19 protein-coding genes and 1 tRNA gene are annotated in these 20600 nt (G+C 28.4%); 5 read left to right on the plus strand and 15 right to left on the minus strand.

Annotated features, from left to right (window positions below):
* Positions 1-28 precede the first annotated feature (28 nt).
* Positions 29-802 (plus strand): diadenylate cyclase CdaA, encoded by a 774-nt coding sequence (gene cdaA / locus ACFQZW_RS04045; protein ID WP_298264965.1) that lies wholly within the window; start codon positions 29-31, stop codon positions 800-802.
* Between the two features lie 5 nt (positions 803-807).
* Here the strand turns inward: cdaA and ACFQZW_RS04050 are convergent, their stop codons facing one another.
* Positions 808-2574, minus strand: coding sequence for an ABC transporter ATP-binding protein (locus tag ACFQZW_RS04050; protein ID WP_298264968.1), 1767 nt, complete (start codon positions 2572-2574; stop codon positions 808-810).
* Entirely contained in the window at positions 2567-3358 is a 792-nt protein-coding gene (gene truA / locus ACFQZW_RS04055; protein WP_298264970.1) for a tRNA pseudouridine(38-40) synthase TruA, read from the minus strand. The genes ACFQZW_RS04050 and truA overlap by 8 nt, the downstream gene beginning before the upstream one ends.
* Before the next feature lie 27 nt (positions 3359-3385).
* Here truA and ACFQZW_RS04060 point away from each other — a divergent pair, with 27 nt between their 5' ends.
* The gene (locus ACFQZW_RS04060) at positions 3386-3880 is read left to right on the plus strand and encodes a metallophosphoesterase family protein (protein WP_298264972.1); all 495 of its coding nucleotides are present in this window, start codon (positions 3386-3388) and stop codon (positions 3878-3880) included.
* Here ACFQZW_RS04060 and ACFQZW_RS04065 read toward each other — a convergent pair.
* The 3 genes from ACFQZW_RS04065 to ACFQZW_RS04075 all read right to left on the minus strand — a co-directional run bounded on the left by ACFQZW_RS04065 (position 3877) and on the right by ACFQZW_RS04075 (position 6861).
* The gene (locus ACFQZW_RS04065) at positions 3877-5589 is read right to left on the minus strand and encodes a tetratricopeptide repeat-containing sensor histidine kinase (RefSeq protein WP_298285922.1); all 1713 of its coding nucleotides are present in this window, start codon (positions 5587-5589) and stop codon (positions 3877-3879) included. The two genes, ACFQZW_RS04060 and ACFQZW_RS04065, sit on opposite strands and share 4 nt — an antisense overlap.
* A gap of 24 nt (positions 5590-5613) precedes the next feature.
* Positions 5614-6285 (minus strand): response regulator transcription factor, encoded by a 672-nt coding sequence (locus ACFQZW_RS04070; protein ID WP_363317273.1) that lies wholly within the window; start codon positions 6283-6285, stop codon positions 5614-5616.
* A gap of 141 nt (positions 6286-6426) precedes the next feature.
* Positions 6427-6861, minus strand: coding sequence for a DUF4293 domain-containing protein (locus tag ACFQZW_RS04075; protein WP_298264980.1), 435 nt, complete (start codon positions 6859-6861; stop codon positions 6427-6429).
* 215 nt (positions 6862-7076) lie between these two features.
* On the opposite strand from ACFQZW_RS04075, the gene rho reads away from it, so the two are divergent.
* Positions 7077-8807: a transcription termination factor Rho gene (gene rho, locus ACFQZW_RS04080; protein WP_298264982.1), complete on the plus strand. Its 1731-nt coding sequence runs from the start codon at positions 7077-7079 to the stop codon at positions 8805-8807.
* Between the two features lie 66 nt (positions 8808-8873).
* Here the strand turns inward: rho and ACFQZW_RS04085 are convergent, their stop codons facing one another.
* The 6 genes from ACFQZW_RS04085 to ACFQZW_RS04110 all read right to left on the minus strand — a co-directional run bounded on the left by ACFQZW_RS04085 (position 8874) and on the right by ACFQZW_RS04110 (position 16589).
* On the minus strand, positions 8874-11036 hold the full coding sequence (locus ACFQZW_RS04085) for a SurA N-terminal domain-containing protein (RefSeq protein ID WP_386781531.1): 2163 nt from the start codon (positions 11034-11036) through the stop codon (positions 8874-8876).
* 115 nt (positions 11037-11151) lie between these two features.
* Positions 11152-12417, minus strand: coding sequence for a hemolysin family protein (locus ACFQZW_RS04090; RefSeq protein ID WP_298264987.1), 1266 nt, complete (start codon positions 12415-12417; stop codon positions 11152-11154).
* A gap of 197 nt (positions 12418-12614) precedes the next feature.
* Positions 12615-13175: an LPS export ABC transporter periplasmic protein LptC gene (lptC, locus tag ACFQZW_RS04095; RefSeq protein ID WP_298285934.1), complete on the minus strand. Its 561-nt coding sequence runs from the start codon at positions 13173-13175 to the stop codon at positions 12615-12617.
* A gap of 32 nt (positions 13176-13207) precedes the next feature.
* On the minus strand, positions 13208-14554 hold the full coding sequence (locus ACFQZW_RS04100) for a tetratricopeptide repeat protein (protein ID WP_372802597.1): 1347 nt from the start codon (positions 14552-14554) through the stop codon (positions 13208-13210).
* 25 nt (positions 14555-14579) lie between these two features.
* Positions 14580-15863 carry a hypothetical protein gene (locus tag ACFQZW_RS04105; RefSeq protein WP_298264995.1) on the minus strand — a complete coding sequence of 428 codons (1284 nt, stop codon included), beginning with the start codon at positions 15861-15863 and terminating at the stop codon, positions 14580-14582.
* 3 nt (positions 15864-15866) lie between these two features.
* The gene (locus tag ACFQZW_RS04110) at positions 15867-16589 is read right to left on the minus strand and encodes a type III pantothenate kinase (RefSeq protein ID WP_386781532.1); all 723 of its coding nucleotides are present in this window, start codon (positions 16587-16589) and stop codon (positions 15867-15869) included.
* A 98-nt stretch (positions 16590-16687) separates the two neighbouring features.
* Here ACFQZW_RS04110 and ACFQZW_RS04115 point away from each other — a divergent pair.
* A tRNA-Phe gene (locus ACFQZW_RS04115) sits at positions 16688-16763 on the plus strand.
* Between the two features lie 98 nt (positions 16764-16861).
* Here ACFQZW_RS04115 and ACFQZW_RS04120 read toward each other — a convergent pair.
* Together ACFQZW_RS04120 and ACFQZW_RS04125 are read right to left on the minus strand one after the other, a co-directional pair.
* A complete protein-coding gene (locus ACFQZW_RS04120; protein ID WP_298265001.1) occupies positions 16862-17161 on the minus strand; it encodes a hypothetical protein in 300 nt (99 codons plus the stop codon).
* Positions 17162-17298: 137 nt separating this feature from the next.
* Positions 17299-18195, minus strand: coding sequence for a pseudouridine synthase (locus ACFQZW_RS04125; RefSeq protein WP_298265003.1), 897 nt, complete (start codon positions 18193-18195; stop codon positions 17299-17301).
* A 126-nt stretch (positions 18196-18321) separates the two neighbouring features.
* Here ACFQZW_RS04125 and ACFQZW_RS04130 point away from each other — a divergent pair, with 126 nt between their 5' ends.
* Positions 18322-18669, plus strand: coding sequence for a hypothetical protein (locus tag ACFQZW_RS04130; RefSeq protein WP_298285961.1), 348 nt, complete (start codon positions 18322-18324; stop codon positions 18667-18669).
* Positions 18670-18682: 13 nt separating this feature from the next.
* Here ACFQZW_RS04130 and ACFQZW_RS04135 read toward each other — a convergent pair whose 3' ends face one another.
* Both ACFQZW_RS04135 and ACFQZW_RS04140 read right to left on the minus strand, forming a co-directional pair.
* Positions 18683-19618 carry a geranylgeranylglycerol-phosphate geranylgeranyltransferase gene (locus ACFQZW_RS04135; protein ID WP_298265007.1) on the minus strand — a complete coding sequence of 312 codons (936 nt, stop codon included), beginning with the start codon at positions 19616-19618 and terminating at the stop codon, positions 18683-18685.
* Positions 19619-19667: 49 nt separating this feature from the next.
* The gene (locus ACFQZW_RS04140; RefSeq protein ID WP_386781533.1) at positions 19668-20597 is read right to left on the minus strand and encodes a mevalonate kinase family protein; all 930 of its coding nucleotides are present in this window, start codon (positions 20595-20597) and stop codon (positions 19668-19670) included.
* Between the last annotated feature and the right edge of the window lie 3 nt (positions 20598-20600).

Genomic DNA, 20600 nt, shown 5'->3' on the forward strand with positions numbered 1-20600 from the left:
TTTTCCTATTTTTACAAAAACTAATTGAATGCTAGATTTTTTAGACTTTTCTTTTTTAGATATTTTAGACATTGTTTTAGTTGCAGTATTACTGTACTATGTATACAAATTACTTAAAGGAACCGTTGCTATTAATATTTTTATTGGAATAGCTTTAGTAGTTTTAATATGGAAAATTACCGAAGCATTACAAATGGAAATGCTAAGCGGATTATTGGGTGCTTTAATTAGTTTAGGAGCTATAGCCATTCTTATCGTTTTCCAGCCAGAAGTTAGAAAGTTTTTATTAATGCTTGGATCTACCAATTTTACAAGTAAAAGAAGTTTTTTAAAACAACTTAAATTTTTAAAAACTGAAATATATACCGATATGGATGTAGAAGCTATTTTACTTGCCTGTGAAAGCATGTCTTTAACAAAAACAGGAGCCTTAATTGTTTTAGAACGCTCTAATAATTTAGACTTTGTAAAACCAACAGGTGATAAAATGAACATTGAAGTTAATCAACCTATTTTAGAAAGTATTTTTTATAAAAATAGCCCCTTACATGATGGAGCCATCATTATTAAAGAAAATTTAATAGTTGCCACTCGAATTATTTTACCGTTATCTAAAAAAAGTTTACCTACTAGATTTGGTTTACGACATAGGGCAGCTATTGGAATTACAGAAAAAACAGATGCCCTTTGCTTAGTTGTTTCTGAAGAAACAGGTAAAATTTCTTATATAAAAGATGGTGAATTTATCTTATTTAAAAACCATAACGAATTAATAGAAACTATTCGATACGATCTTAATTAAAGAAATTAAACAGCCGCCTCATTAACAAATTGCATATCGTATAAATTTTTGTAATAACCGTCTTTTTGAAGTAGTTCTAAATGCGAACCTTGTTCAACAATTTTACCTTTATCCATTACAATTATTCTATCCGCCTTTTTAACCGTTGTTAATCTATGCGCAATTATAATAGATGTTTGATGTTGAGTTATTTTATCTGTAGCTTCTTGAATTAATTGTTCAGAATACGAATCTATACTAGAAGTTGCTTCATCTAAAATTAACACACTTGGTTTACTTACATAAGCTCTTAAAAAAGCTATTAACTGTCTTTGTCCTGAAGACAACATTACTCCACGCTCTTTCACATTATAATTGTAATTATTTGGCAAACTCATAATAAACTCGTGAATACCAATTTCTTTAGCCGCTTTTTTCACTTCATCTAAAGTAATATTTTCATTACTCAAAACAATGTTATTGTAAATGGTATCTGAAAATAAAAAAACATCTTGTAATACTACAGCAATTTGATTTCTTAAAGAAGTGAGTGTGTATTGTTCTATATTATGATTATCTATACATATTTCGCCATCATTTATTTCGTAAAAGCGATTTACTAAATTGATGATGGTTGATTTTCCAGCTCCAGTTGCTCCAACTATAGCAATGGTTTCTCCTGCCTTTACATTGAACGAAATTCCTTTTAAAACTTCTTCATCTTTAATATAACTGAACCGAACATTTTTAAACGAAATATTCCCTTTAAAATGAGTTGCTTCAACATTTCCTGTCTTAGTAATTTGACTTTGTGTATCTAAAATTTCAAAAACTCGATCTCCAGCAACCATTCCCATTTGCAAAGTATTAAATTTATCTGCAATTTGACGCAACGGTCTAAATAACATCTGAGACATCATAATAAATGCAATAATTTGACCTGCGTTTGTTACTCCTGAATCGACAATATCTAAACCTCCATACCAAACCAATAACCCTACTGCTATTGATGATAAAATTTCAGCTATAGGAAAAAATATGGAATAATACCAAACCGTTTTAATGTGAGCTTTTTTATGTTTTTCATTAATTTTCACAAAGTTTTCATATTCAATTTTTTCTCGATTAAAAAGCTGAACAATGTTCATCCCAGTAACTCGTTCTTGCACAAAACCGTTTAAATTTGCTACCTGAATTCTAACTTCCTGAAATGCTGATTTAATGGCTATTTGAAACAATTTTGTAGCATAAATTAATATTGGCAATACAATAAAAGCAATTAATGCCAATTTCCAATTCATCCATAACATAACAATGGCTACTACCAACATTTTTAAAAGATCACTAATAATCATAAACAATCCTTGTCCAAAAAATTGTGCTATTGTTTCTGTGTCTGAAACCAAACGAGTAACTAATTTTCCTACAGAAGATTGATCAAAATATGCCATTTTAAATTGAAGCATATGCTTTTGTAGTTTTACCCTTATATCTTTAATAATATTTTGACCTAACCAATTTACCTTATAAATAAAAAGGAATTGTAAAAAAACTTCTGCTATTAAAAATACAACCATTAGTAATGAAAAATACAGAATACCTTCTTTATCTTTAGTTTCAAAATAGGTGTTTACAATTTCTTGTAATAAAATAGGCTTTGCTACTGAAACCAACGATAATAATATTGCTGAAAGCGTTCCAATAACAAATTGCAATCGATATTTTTTTGCAAAGCCCATTAAACGCTTAAATATTTTTGCGTCAAAAGCTTTTCCTGTTAATTTTTTACTCATGTATAAAAATTCTATTTGGGTAGGTTACTTCTGTTAAAAACAAACCTTGTGGAGGCGCAGATGGTCCTGCGTTACTCCTATTTTTACTTTCAATTATTTTTTTAAACTCTTCAAGTGATGTTTTATTTGTACCAACATCTAATAAAGTTCCTACAACTGCTCTTACCATATTACGTAAAAAACGATCTGCTGTAATATAAAAAATTAGGTGCTGTTTATTTTGAACCCACAATGCTTTTTTAAGGTCACAATCATAAGTTTTTACATCGGTGTTAGAACGAGAAAAACACTTAAAGTTTGTGTAAGTTAGTAAAATTTTAGCAGCCTCATTCATTTTAACAACATTTAACTTTTTATTAATTAACTGCCATGTTGTTTCAACTAAAAAAGGGTTTCTTCCTAAAAAAATTCTGTATTGATAGCTTCTTTGTATGGCATCAAAACGCGCATGAGCATCCTCTATTACTTTCATAATATTCAGTATCACTATGTCATTTGGTAATAATGCATTTGTTTTATAAACTACTTCATCTATATTAAATATACTGTCAATATCAAAATGTGCAAATAACTGTTCTGCATGTACACCTGCATCAGTTCTGCCAGCTCCAACAATATTAATCGGTTTCCTTAAAATTGTTGTTAAAGCTTTATTAATTAATTCTTGCACTGAAATAGCATTTGGTTGTAACTGCCAACCATGATACTTAGTTCCTTTATAGGCTATTTCTAAAAAATATCTCAATTGAAATGTTATTTTTGTATGCTTGCAAATATAAGGCATATTTACCAGTTAAGAATTTTATAAAGAATGAAAAAAATACTACTACTTTCTGATACACATAGTTATATTGATGATCAAATTTTAAAATTCGTAAAACAAGCTGATGAAGTTTGGCATGCAGGAGATATTGGATCTATAGAAGTTATAGACACCTTACAAAAATTAAAACCTGTTAGAGCTGTTTATGGGAATATTGATGATAAATTAATTAGAAATGAATATCCTTTAGATGCAAAATTTACTATTGAAAATGTAACTGTTTGGATGACTCACATTGGCGGGTATCCAACTAATTACGATGTTAGAATTAGACCGTTAATTAAAAGTGAGCCTCCTCAATTATTTATAAGTGGTCATTCCCATATTTTAAAAGTAATTTTTGACAAAAAATTAAATGTATTGCATATGAATCCAGGAGCTGCTGGCAAATATGGCTTTCATAAAATAAGAACTATGTTAAGGTTTGAAATTAACCAGGATAAAATAAGCAATTTAGAAGTTATTGAGTTAGAAAAACGTTAGTAAACTATTGGCGTTGAAATATAGATTCTTGTCCCTTCAGTTGAAGATTTTATTTTTATAATACCTTCTAATACATTAATTCGAGCTTTAACTTGGCTCAACCCTACTCCATCATTTATTTCATTTAAATCAAAGCCTTTTCCGTTATCAAAAATAACGAGTTGTAATTGACCTTCTAATTGTTCTAATTTAATAGTTGCATTATTTGCATTACTATGCTTTAAAATATTATTAACTAATTCACTAATAATATTAAATATTTTAAGTTCAAAATTTTGATCAAAACGTGTGATATTTTTAGTGTCACAAGAAAATTCGATAGTTGAATTTGATGATTTTTCGCATAAATCTTGTACCGCTATACTTAATCCAAATTTTAGAAGAAGTGAAGGAACCAACCTATGAGATAAATCTCTAATACTTTCCGATGCTTCGTTTAATATTTTTTGAGATTTATTTATTTCAACTGGTACTTGGTCTTTCAATTGCTTTTTACTTGCAAATAAATGTAAATTAGCTGCGGAGAGCAATGCACTTACATTATCATGTAAAACAGAAGCAATCACCTTTCTTTCCTCTAACCTACCGTCTAAAGTTGCTGCTAAAATTTTTGTTTGAGAATCACTTTTTAGCTTTTCAATTTTACTTTGATGCATTAACCTTTTTTGGTCAATTTTTAAAGTGTAATTTTTTTTATTCAATTTATACATTTTATAAAGTACAAATAGTAATATTAATAAAATACATATTGAAAAACCTAACCCATATGATAAATATTCAGCTTCTAACCTTTTAGACTTTTCAATTTCTGCTTCTTTCTCTTTTGAAGCTACTTTGAATTTTGATTCAATTTCAGCTATTTCCTTATACTTTAACTCTTGTTTTATTGAGTCATCTAAAGAAATATATTTATCTTGATATTCGAATGCTTTTTGAAATTGTTTTAAACCACTATATGCATAAGCACTATTGATGTATGAAGACCTTCTAATTTGCTTTTGTAAATCTTCTTGTCCAAACCCCACTAATTTAAATGTTTGCTGAAATACATTTAAAGCTTCTTTATAATTCCCTTGCATAAAATATATAGAACCAAGGTTGTTTAATATTCCTGCTTCAATTTCAATATTTCCAAGAATTTTTTGATAATTAGCTGCTATTTTGGAATGCTCAATAGCCTTTCCATAATCTTCTTTTAAATAGTAAATTCCTGCAAGATTGGCATTAATTTTAGCTTTTAAATCTTCATTATTATTAAAAAAATTACTGTAAAAAAGGGCATTCTTATAGTTTACCATTGCACTATCTATTTCGCCCTCTTTTTGAAAATTACCTCCTTTTTTAAAATATAAAATTTGTAAATAATTATTATTTTCTTTAATTAAGGGAAGCAACTTATAAAATTGTTTATTTGAGCTTTTATAATCTCCATTGTCTCTATAAACATCTGCTAACAACAAGCTCCCTTCAATTATCAAATTGGTATCTTTTAATTTTTCAGCTTCTGCAATTAATTGGTATAACTTTTGAATAGCTTCTTCAGTCTTATTAGTTTCCAATAAATCTTTTACTTGTTTCAATCTTTCATCATCTGAAAAATTAAAATCATATTCAATAAAATTAGCTTTTGGAAAAGTAAATGCAGTTAAACCATGATAACTACAGCTTATGATAATGAAGAAAAAAATTATTTTTTTATACCTGTTCATCGTAATTCATTATTCAAAAAGTAATTAAACTATATTGTTTTTTACAGCATATAAAGCTAATCCAACAACATTTTTTACATGCAATTTACTAATTAAATTTTTACGATGAGTTTCAACAGTATTAACACTTATATGTAATTTTTTACCAATTTCTTTAGAACTAAATTGTTGGGTAATAAGCCTTAAAACTTCTATTTCTCTAGGGGTTAAAGAGCTAAAAAATGAGCCATCTTGTGAGGGTGTTTCATTCTTAACCAAACTTGTTGTAAAAGTAGCCAATAATTTTTCTTGAATACTTTCACTAAAATACTGTTGATTATTATAAACCTTATTTATAGCATCAACAATATTTTCAGCAGCACATTTTTTAGCTAAAAACCCATTTGCACCAATTTTCAACACTTCTTTAATAAGTTTTGTATCATCATAACTTGATAAAACAATCACTTTTTGTTGAAATTTATGCTTTAAAAAATTTTGCAATACAGCAATTCCATCTATTTGTGGCATATTAATATCTAAAATTAATATATCGGCTTCATTAGAAGCAAACCAGCTTAATACATCGTTGCCATTTAGGGAGTAACCAACAACTTCAATATTTTCTTCTGAAGATAAAACTGCAATTATACCATCAATTAATAATTGATGATCATCTGCAATATGAACTTTAATCTTTTCCTGTATTTTCCTCATCATCAAAGTTATTTATTATTTTTTATTTATAATTACCCAAAAATAGCCATTTTCTAATATCCCTGAAAACCGTTAGAAATAAAAAACCATTTCAATTCATTGAAATGGTTTTTATGCACTAAATATACTAAGATGTTAGGTTTAACGTAATCTATCTACAGATTTTACAAGTTCCTCATCCTTTTTAATTGCTTTATTAGCTAAAACTACTAAAACAATTGTAACGATAGGAATGAGTGACCCAATACCTTTCTCAGAAACGTTAATTTCTCCAGATAAATTTTGCGTAAAATATACGATAACTCCTAATAAAATAAAATTGATTAAAATTGATAAACGTCCTAAAACAAATTGTAATTGTCTATTTTTATATTGAAAAATAGCAACCAAAGTTAGTATCGCTGAAATAAAAAATAATGCTGACAGCCCTTTTAATAAAAGATTGTCAGAATTAAAAGAATCCATTACAAAAAACTTAATTTCTTCTTCCTGCACCCATAAATTTAGGAGAAAAATTACTCCTCCTGAAAAAGCTGTAGCAAGTAATAAATAAACAGTTTGTATTCTTTGAATCATATTTATAATAATTGAACGCAAAAATACGTTTTATTTTTAAAGTTATAAAGATTATATTACAAAATAAATTTATATATTTGCAATAGTCTACTACATAATAGTATACGAAAGCTACAACTAAGACAATTAATCACCACTTTGATTATTTCACAAAAAATTCTTAACAAATAAGAACAAAATATTTATACATTAACAAATTTTACAAATAGACATAGATGTTTGAAATTTCCCAACTAAAGGAGAAAACTCTTGTAGAATTACAAGAGATAGCAAAAACTATTGGAGCAAAAAAGTATAGTCAATTAAAAAAATTAGATTTAGTTTATTTAATTTTAGATATCCAAGCTTCAACTCCATCAAAAGTTATTAAAACAAATTCTTCAGAGAGCGATAAGCCTAAAAGAAAAAGAATCGTAAAAAAAGTGAATTCTGATAAACAATCTAAAAATCCTAATCAATCAACGGATAAAAAAAAGATTGTAGAAAAACCAAAAGTTTCAGAGAGCTCTGAAACTAAAAAAGAATCAACTCCTATTGCTCAAAAAGCTGACAATGTTGTTCCTAAACAAAAGCATAATAAAGAAGGTGAAAACCCTTCTAAAAAAAATAACGCTAAAAAAGAGATTAACAAACCAGCCAACACTACCGAAACAAAAAAAGTAGTTGATAAAGATGATAAAAATGAGGTAAAAGATAAATTACCAAACGACAATAAACTTCATCATCAACAAAAACAACAAAACAGATCTAAACAACCAAACAACAATAAGCAACCAAGAGAAAAAGGACAACGTAAACAAGGAAATAGATACAGAGATCCTGATTATGAATTTGATGGTATTATTGAAAGTGAAGGTGTTTTAGAAATGATGCCTGATGGTTACGGATTTTTACGCTCATCGGATTATAATTATTTATCATCTCCTGACGACATTTATTTATCTCAATCACAAATTAAATTATTCGGTTTAAAAACTGGAGATACTGTTAAAGGTGTAGTAAGACCTCCTAAAGAAGGTGAAAAATATTTCCCATTAATTCGTGTTTCAAAAATTAACGGATTAAGTCCTAATGTAGTTAGAGACCGTGTTTCTTTCGAACATTTAACACCTTTATTTCCTCAAGAAAAATTTAATTTAGCTGGTAGAAGTAGCACTTTATCTACAAGAATTATAGATTTATTTTCCCCAATTGGAAAAGGTCAAAGAGGTATGATTGTATCTCAACCTAAAACTGGTAAAACAATGTTATTAAAAGACATTGCAAATTCCATTGCGTCTAATCACCCTGAAGTTTATCAAATTATTCTTTTAATTGATGAAAGACCTGAGGAAGTTACTGATATGCAAAGAAATGTTAAAGGCGAAGTAGTTGCTTCAACGTTTGATGAACCTGCAGATAAACATGTTAGAGTTGCCAATATTGTACTAGAAAAAGCTAAACGTTTAGTTGAATGTGGACATGATGTTGTTATATTGTTAGATTCTATTACGCGTTTAGCAAGGGCTTATAATACAGTTGCTCCAGCATCTGGTAAAATTTTATCTGGTGGTATTGATGCCAATGCATTACACAAACCAAAAAGATTTTTTGGAGCCGCTCGTAATATTGAAAATGGAGGATCCCTTTCAATTATTGCAACAGCCTTAACTGAAACTGGTTCAAAAATGGATGAAGTTATTTTTGAAGAGTTTAAAGGAACTGGTAATATGGAACTTCAATTAGAAAGAAACATTGCTAATAGAAGAATTTATCCAGCAATAGATTTAGTTAAATCAAGTACACGTAGAGATGATTTACTATTAGATCCTAAAACCGTACAACGTATGTGGGTACTTAGAAAATATTTAGCAGACATGAACCCTGTTGAAGCAATGGAGTTTATTAAAGATAAAATCCAATTTACCACATCAAATGAAGAATTTTTGATTTCTATGAATGGATAATCATTAAACCTATAAATAAAAAAAGCGAGCTTAATAGCTCGCTTTTTTTATTTATTTTATTGTTCTTTAAAAGAATTTACTTCTATTATCATTTATATCAGCTGTTTCTTCTAAAACTTTATATAGCTGATAAGCTCTTCCTTGTAATTGAGTAACCTTTCTTTTTCTGAAAGATTCATAATTTTCAAGCTCAGCTGGTAATTCTCTTTTGGTTACTTTAACAACAAACACGCCTTTGTCTCCTTCAATTACATCAGAAACTTGATCAATCGGTAATGTAGACATTGCTCCAACAACAGCTGGTTCGTTACCAACTCCAGAAATTAATGGACTCGCTAAAGTTACTAATGATACTGAACGTACAGATGTATTTGCTGAAGAAGCTATTTCTTCTAAAGTACTTCCTTTAAATGTTTTTTCTATTAAAGCTCTCTTTTTCTTATTAATCAACTCTGGTCTAATTTGTGTAATTAAATCTGAGCTAATCACTAAACCATCTTTGTCTGTTTTACCTTTCAAAACAGCAACTGCATAAGCTCTTTTTCCTAACACATCAATATCAAAACGTTTAGAATCTCCTAATTCTCTCTCTTCGTTAAAAGCCCATGTTACCATTTGACGTTGTGTATTAAGTCCTGGAATAGCTTCATCTAAGGCTTTTAAATTAACAGCTGATTGAACATTTAAATCATCTTCTTTAGCTAATTCATCAATATTTCCACCTTCAGACAATCTTGCTGCCAATGTTTCAGCTTGTTCAAAAATATTATTTTCTGTTTCTTCTGAAGCTTCAATTAAACGAGCAAAAGTAGCTAGTTTTACAGCTTTTTCAGCTTCAGTTTGGTCATCAATTCTAATTACATGGTAACCAAAAGCAGTTTCTACAACAGCAACACTTCCTTTTTTGTTTTTATAAATATAATCTGCAAAATCACGATCAAATCCTGGTGAAAAAGCTTGATCTTTTCTTATCCAACCAATATCACCACCTTTTCCTTTTGTACCATCGGTATTTATTTCATCTGCAACTTCATTAAATTTAGCTTTGTTATTTCTAACTAAAGTAAAAATACTGTCAGCTGATTTTTTAGCTGCTTCTTTTGTTTTTAAAGAAATTGATCTTGTTGCTCCAACATAGGGAACTAAAATATGACTTGATTTTACAGAGTCTGGTAATTCTAAGGTTTCAACAACTTTAGAAATTTTATAATAACCATTATTTTTATAAGGACCAACAACATCTCCTACAGTTGCATTAAAAACTTCATCGGCTATTTCTGCTGGTAATTGATTTTTGTATTTATAACCATTATCTAATGATAGATCCGATTTATTATCATTTAAAAAAGCTTCATAGTCTGTGGCATTTTTTAAACCTACTATTTTTACAGTAGTTTTTGCAGCGTTACTATATTCTTCTCTATCATTAATAAAACTTTCTACAGTTGCCTTTACGTCTGCATCATCAGCTTCAGAAGGAACGATATCAAATTTTACATATTGTAATGTACGTGTAGCTTCTGGTTTAAATCTTTTAGTATTATCCTCAAGGTACTTCTTAATTTCTTCTCTAGACACAACACTTAAACTATCAGCAATTGTAGTATATGGTACATACACTAATTGAGCGTCCATTTTGGTATTTTGATATAAATAATCTCTTTTCCCTTCTTCTAAGGATGCCCCTAAACCAGCAGATACCAAATTAGTATAAGCCTGACGTTCAAGGTTTTGCTTAATACTTCTTTCAGTAGCTAACCAGTTCATCCAAGCTTGAGTATTACCAGCCTCAGCATCATCTTTCATGTTTGCTATGTACTCTTTTAGCTTTTCTTCATCAAAAAGATTCGCTTCATTTTTAAATAATGGAGAGTTTTGAATTTCAGGCAAAGAAGTCATAGCATCCCAAATATCTTTTTCACCCACTACAATACCTGCCTCTTCTAATTGCGTTTCAAATATTTTTTCGCTAATCATTGTGTTCCAAACTGCATTTACAGCTTGCATTTGAGTCGCTCTACCTCCACTTTGTGTTCTATAAGCTTCTACTTGACGAGCAAATTCTTCTCTATCAATTTCTTGACCATTTACTTCACCAATTGAATTTATTTTACTTGAACTAAAAAATTGTTGAATTGAGCTTGGATCAAGTACAAATGCAAAAAGTGCTAAACCTACAATTAGGATTAAGAACATTGAACGATCTCTAATTTTTGATAAAATTGCCATTATTATATTTCTTTTAATTACAGTGTGCGAAAATACGATTTAGTATTTAATTATGAAAGTGAAATGATTAGAATTAATGCTAAATAACTGTTTATTTTTATGCTTTTATTAACAATTAATCTGCTTGATCTAAAACCTTTAAATAAACCTCCATAATTTTTGAAGAGTCAACTTTTAACATTTTAAAATGAAGGTTGTTTATTTCAATAATTTCATCTTGTTTAGGAATGTCTTCATTATGATATACGATAAATCCTCCTAAAGTTTCATAGGCTTCATTTTCTTCAAGGTTTAGGTTGTAGGTTTCGTTTAAATAATCTACTTCTAACCTTGCAGAGAATTCGTATTCACGAGAATTTAAAATACTTTCTAACAATTCAACAGTATCGTGTTCATCAATAATTTCTCCAAACAATTCTTCTACAATATCTTCAACTGTTATGATTCCTGATGTTCCTCCAAATTCATCTAAAACTACTGAAATACTTCGTTTCTTTTTTATCAAACTATTTAGCACATTGTTAATTAACATACTTTCAGGAACAAACTCTACTGGTAAAAGTATTGATTTAATGGTTTTGGGTTTTTTAAACAGCTCAAATGCATGTACGTATCCTAAAACATCATCTAAAGAACCTTTATAAACTAATATTTTTGAATATCCTGTTTCTATAAATAACTTTCTTAAATTGGATAAACTTTCATTGATATTTACAGCTACAATTTCTGTTCTAGGAATCATGATTTCACGAGCCTTTAAATTGTCAAATTCAAGTGCATTTTGAAAAATTTGAATTTCAGAATCTACCTCTTCTGTATCTTTTGCATTTTCTAACTGCTTTGTGATATAATCTCCTAATTCTTCTTTACTAAATTCAGTTTGCTGAATATCTTTTGAGGTATTAAAAAACATTTTTAATACAAAATCTGAAATAAGTGTAATAAAATCTGAAATAAAATGAAATAGTATATAAAAAACATAAGCCAACGGCGCAAAAAACCACAAGGTTTCATTGGCATAAATTCTAAAAATTGCTTTTGGTAAAAACTCAGCAGTTACTAAAATTATTAAGGTAGAAATTACTGTTTGAATGAGTAATATAGCAAATTCATTTAAAGTATTTAAAGGTAATAAACTTACAATAAGTTTTCCCATAAAAAAACTATAAATTACCAATGCTATATTATTACCAACCAACATAGTTGTAATAAACTTGGATGATTTTGAGGTTAGTTTAGTTAATATTTTAGCGATGTAACCTTCCCTCTTTTTTTGCAGTTCAACTTGAAATTTATTAGCCGATACATATGCAATTTCCATTCCTGAAAAAAAAGCAGATAACAGTATTGAAATAAATATGATGGCTAATTCAAGTTCCATTTATTTTGAATTCCTTTTTTCAATTCTCTTTCTAAATCTTTTTCTAAAAAAATACATAAAAACTGCCAAAACAGCGAACACTAATAATAAATAAGCTCTTTCTCTATTGGTATTCCAATTTAAAACTGTTTCTACAATAAAAATTATAGCGACAATTAAATAACCGTATTCAAATATTTTCCAAATTTTTTGCATCTCTATTCTTTAATATTAATGATTCCTGTTTGATTTTTCACCCACCAAGTTTTTAAATCTTCCGTAGCTTCAAAACCAGTTCCATATATAGTATCGGTTTGGGTGTAAAATGTAAATTTCTTTTCTGTAAAAAAATAATGAGTTTTTTGATCCCAATAAATTTGCTCAGTTTCTAATTTATTTTTTTGAGCGTAGTTATAAATTACTACATTTTTTCTAATTTCTGCAACTTCTGTTTTTTTAAAGCTTTTTGCATAACCGCCCTCAATGGTGATAGAATCTCCATTTACTTCAATGGTTGTAATTTTTATTCCTTCAGGAAATTCAGAATACGGATGTTCTTCTCTGTTATCAAAATCGAGCATTAACGGAGCTTTCATTTTAATATTTATTCGTCCAGAATCAGTATGTTTATGGTTAATGTTTTCAGCTCTTCCTAAAGGTAAATTTTTATCTGCTAAAAAATCACGAACTTCTTTTACATCATTAGTGCAAGAAAAAAACATTGCTGTTGAAAAAACAACAGCAATGTTTAAAATTATATGAATAACTGATTTTGTCATATAACAAATATACCAATTATAATATTTTAAATTTAATCTTTAGAACGAACTCTTACTGTTTCGTTAATCCAGCATCCAATTTTAAATGTAGAGCCAACTTCCACATTCGCAATGAATAAATCTTTTTTTGAAGGCAAGTTCGTTAAATACGTGTTTATGTATTTGTCTGCCTGTCTAGCAATACTTGGATCTACAGACTTTGCTTTAACTGCCATATTTAAGGCTGCAACATATACCATTCTTTTAGAAACAACGTCATCACCGCAAGAATTTGCACTGGTTGCGTATAAGCCTGAAATTAATAAGTATGCACTTCCCATTGTTGGAGCTTCCTTTAAAGCTTGATAGCAATAACTTCTTGCTTCAGACTTTCTTCCTTTTTTTCCTAAAATTTGCGCAACACGTAATAAGTGACCAGCTTTTTTATAAGAATCAGTCTCCTGATCTACTGCTCTTTTAAAATACTCCATGGCTTTGTTAACTTCATTTTTCTTCATCAATATACCTGCATAAAATACAGATGCTTGAGGTGAAGGGTCTGCATGAACATAAGCTTCAACTAACGTATCATAAAAAGGATCATCAGTACACTCTTTATTGTACATTCTAGACACTGCTCTTTTTAACCAAACAGCATTGTTTTTATTAGCTTCAAAATTCTTTTTATTTAAAGGAATTAAGTTTTCGCAAGTAGATATAGCAGATAATTTAGCATCTAAACCGCCTTCAACAATTGCAAAATTGGTTAATATTTGTTGGTAAACTTTTCTATTTTTTTTATCTCTAGAACTTAATGAAGTAGAATCTTTAGCATTGATAATATCTATTTTTTTAGAATATTCAGCTCTACTTTTTTCTAAAGCTTCACCCACTTCATCATAAGTATCAAATACTATTTGAGGATTTGCATCTTTATGTTTTTGAAGTATTGCATCAAAGTATCTATAAATATTTTTTGGAGACAATTCAGTTGGATTTTCTTTGAACGCTTTTTCTAACCAACTATAAACTTCTTCATCAGAAGCTCCAATTTCGGCTTTAAAACTTGCAATTTTATCTAAAATATCCGCTTTATCTTTTGGGAAATGTTCCATTCTTTGAGTATACACTCTCATTACCAAATCTTGTGCAACTTTTTTATCAGCTTCTGTTGCAGTTTCCAACTTGTGTTCTGCAATATCTATTCCTAACTTATAAATATTAACTGATAGCGTTGGACAATTATCCATACACCACATCCAATTTTCATAAGCCGCATCGTATTTTTTAGCTTTTACATCCCCTTTAAATAAATTGTATTTTATATTACAATCATTAGCTTGTGAAAAAACCATTGGTGCAGAAACTGTAAAAAATAATAAAGCTATAATTTGTCTCATTTTTTTCATCTTCTTATCCTTTTAATTAAAATATTTCTAATTTTTTAAACCATTTATCGTTAAGTGATAAACTTAACCTGAAGTTTACATAATTTTCTTGTACTAATCCGTTAGTTGATTTACCTCTTTTACCAAACTCAAAACCCAAATTTAAATTAGATAATTGTTGACCAACTGGTAAGCCTACTCCAAAAGATATGCCAAAATCATCAATCGCTGTAAAATCATTTCCATTCCCAGAAGCATCAACCATCAATCCTGTCTTTTCAAACTTCACGCCTACCCTGTAAGTTACTCTCTCCCAATAACTTGTTATTGAATTATATTTTGGAATGTAAAAACCTCCTAAAGCGATTTTATTATATACATCGTATTTAATTTTTGAATAATTATTAAATACTCCCCCTTGAACATTAAGAGCTTCTTGGAAACTATAATCTGCACCAACAAACCATTTATTATCACTTCCTAAACCAACTCCTAAAGTAGTTTTTAATGGTGCTTTTAAAAAGCCTTTACTTTCTCGGTTTAAAATAGTATCTCTTGGAGACTCAAATGAAATCAAAGATACAGAATATAAATATTCATTACCATCAGCTTCCGTTTCATTTTCAAAGTCAAAATTTGCTCCTACATTTAAATTTATTTTTTCATTTAATTTTGTTTTATATTGAAAACCTGCATTTAAAGAAAAACCATCAACATTTGAAATAGTTTCATATTTAGTTGCCAAAGCAACGTCCTTTTGCTGATTAATAATACTGTTTTCTATTTTTCCAAATACATAACTCCCTTGAAGTCCAATATCAAAACCTTTAAATAAATTATAGCCAAAACCCAAAAATACTTTATTAGTTCCACCATCACCACTATATGCAGAGGCTTCAATTACTTCTCCGCTAGTATCATATTGATTAGCTAGTAAAGAATACCCAACAGTAGTATTAGGTAGTAAGCCAAAAGCGAGTCCTCCTTTTTGCCCTAAAGGAATCCCCATTGCTAAATAAGAAAGATAAGTAGCTGCAGCACTTTGCTTATCATTACTATCCTTTGCCCAAGTATTTTTGTTTTCAAGTCCTAAAGAATACACCGTAAATCTAAGTGAAGCATATGCAGCGGGGTTAGATAAATTCAAGTGATAGACATCACTTAAAGAAGTTCCAATTCCTCCCATACTTAATTGCTCAACAGTACTAGAACTATTTTTATCTCCAATACCAAAAAAAGAATATGCAGAAGTGTTGTTTTTTTGAGCAAAACCAACAATTGATATCAATAGAGTTAAAACTACTATTATTTTTTTTATCATTTATTATAAATTATAAGTCAAAATTGTGTTCAATCCTTGTAATAAAAAATTAGGATTGGCAAATATGCCATTTTTTAATCTATTTGACAAGAAATTAACGTCTCCACCTGTTAAAACTATTGTTAAATCTTTATTTTTTTTTCTATAACTTTCAATATTACTATCAATTTCATTTATAACTCCATTAACAATTCCAGAATGAATACACTCTTCTGTTGATCCCCCAATTAAGCCTTCAGGTTGTTTTGTTTCTAATAATGGTAATTTCTTTGTAAATTGATGCAATGATTGATACCTCATTTTTATACCTGGTGAAATTGCTCCACCTAAATAATATCCTTTTTCATTTATAAAATCATAAGTGATACAGGTTCCAGCATCAATAATTAAAACGTTTTTATTTGGGAACTGGGAAGCTGCTGAAGAAACTAACGCAATTCTGTCTACACCCAACGTTTTTGGTGTTTTATAACAATTTTTAAAAGGAATTTTGGAGATGTAATCTAACTGAATTAAGTTAATTTTACTATTTAGTTCATTAATTTGAGATTTTTTTAAGTTTCCTACAGAAGATAAAATAGCGTTTTTACAACTATAAACTTCAAGTAGTTTTAGTGCTTTAAAATAAAACTCTTCGGTTGTAATTATTTCATTATGAATTATTTCAGCATTATTAAAAACTGCTATTTTAATTCTTGTATTACCAACGTCAATTATTAAGTTCATTCAAAATTTTTAATAAGTATCAAAAATACAATAGATTTTTTAAAAATTGTTTTGATTTGTATAAAAAATACATTTATATTTGCAACCGCTAAAGCGATGGTGCCTTAGCTCAGTTGGTAGAGCAAAGGACTGAAAATCCTTGTGTCCCTGGTTCGATTCCTGGAGGCACCACCATAAAAGCCTAAACAAATTTGTTTAGGCTTTTTTATTTTACTAAATAAAAAAGCCGCGATAGGTAAATCCACGCGGCTTTTTGTATAAATTTTTAATTGTTAATCATCATCTAAATCCACTTCTAAATCGGCATCATCTACATCAATATTTAAATCGTCACTAATTACTATATCTTCTTCATCTTCTTCATGACTTTCCATACTATCTACTAATTCATCGCTAATTTTTACCAAATACATAGTATCTTCTGTAGAAACTTCTACTGCTTCTATATATTGACCTTTATGATTTGTAAATTTAACGATATCTCTAATGCCATAACCATCAGGAAATTTTTCTACTAATAAGTTTAAAATTTCAGGTGTTAATTTTTTATAATCTACTATTATTCTCTTCAAAACAAACTAGTTATAATTAAACTTTTAAAATAAAATTTATTTATGATTTAATATCTATGAAAATCAAATATATAAAAATATTATTATGAATAAAATTAATTTAATTATTCTGAAAATAAATTTTATAAATTACTGTATTACAACATCATAAGAGTATTTACCTCCATCTCGGTTAAATGCCTCCAATGACCTCTAGGCAAATCTTTTTTAGTTAAACCTGCAAAAATTACACGGTCTAATTTTATAACATTGTAATTAAAATGTTCAAAAATTCTACGCACAATTCTATTTCTTCCTGAATGTATTTTTACTCCAACCTCATTTTTTGGCTGGTTTTGTATGTATGATATTTCATCTACAATCACACGTCTATCATCTAACATAAAACCCTCTGAAATTTTTTGCATATCACTCATTGCTAATTTTTTATCTAAGGTTGCATGATATATTTTCTGAATATTATGTTTTGGATGCGTTAATTTTTTTGCCAATTCACCATCATTAGTAAATAACAATAATCCTGTTGTATTTCTATCAAGTCTACCAACTGGATAAATTCGTTCTTTGGAAGCATTTCCTATTAATTCCATCACAGTCTTCCTCCCTCTATCATCATCCATAGTTGTAATAAAGTTTTTAGGTTTATTTAATAATACATACCTCTTTTTTTCTTGACTTATTAAGGTTCCGTCAAATCTCACTTCATCAGTTGGAGATACTTTGTATCCCATTTCAGTAACTAACTTTCCATTAACTGTGGCACTTCCAGCTTTAATAAAGACATCCGCTTCACGACGAGAACAAATTCCTGCATTTGCAATGTATTTATTTAAGCGAATACCTTCTGAATTTGAGCTTGTATTTTTTGAAGTAGCCTTTCTTTCAACATCTAAAGGCTTCTTAAAAGATTTCTTGGTATTTTCATTTTTAGAAGTTGAATACTTCTTTTTTCCTTCAAACTTATTGTGGGTAGGTTTCTGAGGATTTTTTTTCCCTTGTTGTCGTCCTCTCGACGAGTTTTTACTTGAATTCATTGTTATATGTTATATTTTTTGCAAAAATAGCTTTAATATATTAATAACATCAAAATTCTTATAAAATAATGGGTAACAATGTTTAAGGTTCATTTATATAATTATATAAACTAAAAATTAAGTATTATGAAAACTACATTAATTATCACACTATTTTTAATTACATCCATCTCATTTGCTCAAGTAAAAGAAAAAAATGAGCTTAAAAAACAGGTGGCTTTTAAAACTAAAACCATTAAAAAAAAGGAACGAAAAGCATTTGGTTACATAAAATTTGATGATGTTAAAGGAGAAGTAACATCCGCTTCAATAAAAAGAGTTATTATAAACCCAATTCGTAAAAACCCAAATTTAAAAAGATGGTGGGTTAATAAAAAAATGAAAGAAAGCTCACTTACCACAACTACTAGCAAAAAAAGAAGAAGAGTTGAAGTGCTAAAAAGCAATAAACAAGGCGATCCAAATAAAAACTAATACCAAAATTATCTTAATTTGGAATAATACGCTCAATTAATACTGAATAGTCAATTAAAGCGAGGCTAAATACTCCTGCTAGAATTAGTAATTTTAACATCCAATGGAGCAACACATAGTTTCGCTTACTTTTGCTAAACCATAAAAAGCATAAAAATAAAATTAAAATTAAAACACTTGCATAAAAGTAATATTTCATCCCTCCTATTTCAGGATATTTTAATAAAAAATAAATAGGATTTAATGTTAATACTACTAAAAAAGAAATTAATATTTTAGTAAAATACTCCCCATATTTTACAGCTATTGTTTGATAATTTTTAACAAAATCGCCTTTAATTCGTTCCAAATCTTTTACCAATTCTCTAATTAATAAGACAAAAAATAAGAACGCTGCATGTGTAAAAATAATTTCGGAGAAGTTTTTATAATAAACAAAAACAGCAAAAAAAGGAAGTAAAGCTAATATGGCCGCAGAGAATAAACCTGTTAATGGGTATTTTTTTAACTTATGTGAATACAGCCAAATTGAGAAAATATACACCGAGAAAAACAACGCTGCTCTCCAAGAAACTAACAATCCAAAAATAAATCCTAGAAAATTAAGAATAAAGTAAATAGGAAGTTTTATTTTTTGGTCAACTATAGCATCTAATTTAGTTTTTAATGGTTTATTTATTTTATCTGTTTCATAATCATAAAAATTATTGATAATATAACCTGCAGCTATAACACAAGTAGTTGCCAAAACAATAAAATACAAATCAATATCTAACAGTACATGTTTGAGAGATTTTTCTGGAGAAAAAATAAAAATTGAAGCTAAATATTGAGCTATTATAATAAGTAATATATTATAGCCTCTAACAACAGAAAATAAACTTAACATTTTAACATAAAACGGAGCGTTTTTTTTACTGTTATTTTTAGAAATCTCAAGTAAATCCATAAAAGTAAGCAATCGTTTTTATCATTTGAAAAATGATAACGTTTAAGTTTTAAAATCTATAAACTAATTCAAGTTTATACTCATTTAAAATACTTTTAGTTTTGTTAAAATCTTCCGTAAACCCTAATATATAACCACCTCCACCAGAACCACATAGTTTCAAATAATAATCGTTAGACTCTAAGCCTTTTTGCCAAATTGTATGAAAACGTTTAGGAATCATCGGTTGAAAATTATCTAAAACTACTTTTGACAATTGCTTTACGTTTTCAAATAAAGATTTTACATTGCCATGCAGAAAGTCATCAATACAAGCATCTGTAAATTTAGCGAAATCTTCATTCAACATTTTTCTAAAGCCTTCATTCTTCATTTTATTCATAAAAATATTGACCATTGGTTCGGTTTCACCAATTATTTCTGAATCTAATAAAAAAACAGCTCCTTTACCTTCTCTTTGAGAAGGAATGCCTGTAGCTTCTAAATTATCTTTAGAATTGATTAATATTGGAATACTTAAATAAGAGTTTAAAGGATCTAGACCAGAACTTTTTCCGTGAAAAAAAGATTCCATCAAAGAAAATATTTCTTTTAATTTAAGCAATTTATCTCTAGTTAAATTCTCTAAAACGGTAATTTTGTTAGTGGCATACTTATCATATATTGAAGCAACTAAAGCTCCTGAACTTCCAACCCCATAACCTTGAGGAATGCTTGAATCAAAATACATTCCTGCATCGATATCTGCTTTAAACTCATTCAATCTAAAACTTACTAAGTTTTCATTGTTTAAATTTTGTAAATAATGGTAAAACTTTTGTAAATTTTGATTTGATTTTTCAGCAATATCTGTTAAATTTTCAGATTTTTTTAATGCTCCTTTATAACTATTATAAGGAATGGCTAAGCCTTTGGAATCTTTAATAATTCCATATTCTCCAAAAAGTAAAATTTTCGCGTAAAAAAGCGGTCCTTTCATAAG

Source organism: Lutibacter aestuarii (genome assembly GCF_042676885.1).
Taxonomy (GTDB): Bacteria; Bacteroidota; Bacteroidia; order Flavobacteriales; family Flavobacteriaceae; genus Lutibacter; species Lutibacter aestuarii.

What these genes read in the sequence shown, in the direction of transcription:
- cdaA (WP_298264965.1), top strand. Translation starts at nt 29, where the DNA reads ATGCTAGATTTTTTAGACTTTTCTTTTTTAGATATTTTAGACATTGTT.
- ACFQZW_RS04050 (WP_298264968.1), bottom strand. Translation starts at nt 2,574, where the DNA reads ATGAGTAAAAAATTAACAGGAAAAGCTTTTGACGCAAAAATATTTAAG.
- truA (WP_298264970.1), bottom strand. Translation starts at nt 3,358, where the DNA reads ATGCCTTATATTTGCAAGCATACAAAAATAACATTTCAATTGAGATAT.
- ACFQZW_RS04060 (WP_298264972.1), top strand. Translation starts at nt 3,386, where the DNA reads ATGAAAAAAATACTACTACTTTCTGATACACATAGTTATATTGATGAT.
- ACFQZW_RS04065 (WP_298285922.1), bottom strand. Translation starts at nt 5,589, where the DNA reads ATGAACAGGTATAAAAAAATAATTTTTTTCTTCATTATCATAAGCTGT.
- ACFQZW_RS04070 (WP_363317273.1), bottom strand. Translation starts at nt 6,285, where the DNA reads ATGAGGAAAATACAGGAAAAGATTAAAGTTCATATTGCAGATGATCAT.
- ACFQZW_RS04075 (WP_298264980.1), bottom strand. Translation starts at nt 6,861, where the DNA reads ATGATTCAAAGAATACAAACTGTTTATTTATTACTTGCTACAGCTTTT.
- rho (WP_298264982.1), top strand. Translation starts at nt 7,077, where the DNA reads ATGTTTGAAATTTCCCAACTAAAGGAGAAAACTCTTGTAGAATTACAA.
- ACFQZW_RS04085 (WP_386781531.1), bottom strand. Translation starts at nt 11,036, where the DNA reads ATGGCAATTTTATCAAAAATTAGAGATCGTTCAATGTTCTTAATCCTA.
- ACFQZW_RS04090 (WP_298264987.1), bottom strand. Translation starts at nt 12,417, where the DNA reads ATGGAACTTGAATTAGCCATCATATTTATTTCAATACTGTTATCTGCT.
- lptC (WP_298285934.1), bottom strand. Translation starts at nt 13,175, where the DNA reads ATGACAAAATCAGTTATTCATATAATTTTAAACATTGCTGTTGTTTTT.
- ACFQZW_RS04100 (WP_372802597.1), bottom strand. Translation starts at nt 14,554, where the DNA reads ATGAGACAAATTATAGCTTTATTATTTTTTACAGTTTCTGCACCAATG.
- ACFQZW_RS04105 (WP_298264995.1), bottom strand. Translation starts at nt 15,863, where the DNA reads ATGATAAAAAAAATAATAGTAGTTTTAACTCTATTGATATCAATTGTT.
- ACFQZW_RS04110 (WP_386781532.1), bottom strand. Translation starts at nt 16,589, where the DNA reads ATGAACTTAATAATTGACGTTGGTAATACAAGAATTAAAATAGCAGTT.
- ACFQZW_RS04125 (WP_298265003.1), bottom strand. Translation starts at nt 18,195, where the DNA reads ATGAATTCAAGTAAAAACTCGTCGAGAGGACGACAACAAGGGAAAAAA.
- ACFQZW_RS04130 (WP_298285961.1), top strand. Translation starts at nt 18,322, where the DNA reads ATGAAAACTACATTAATTATCACACTATTTTTAATTACATCCATCTCA.
- ACFQZW_RS04135 (WP_298265007.1), bottom strand. Translation starts at nt 19,618, where the DNA reads ATGGATTTACTTGAGATTTCTAAAAATAACAGTAAAAAAAACGCTCCG.
- ACFQZW_RS04140 (WP_386781533.1), bottom strand. Translation starts at nt 20,597, where the DNA reads ATGAAAGGACCGCTTTTTTACGCGAAAATTTTACTTTTTGGAGAATAT.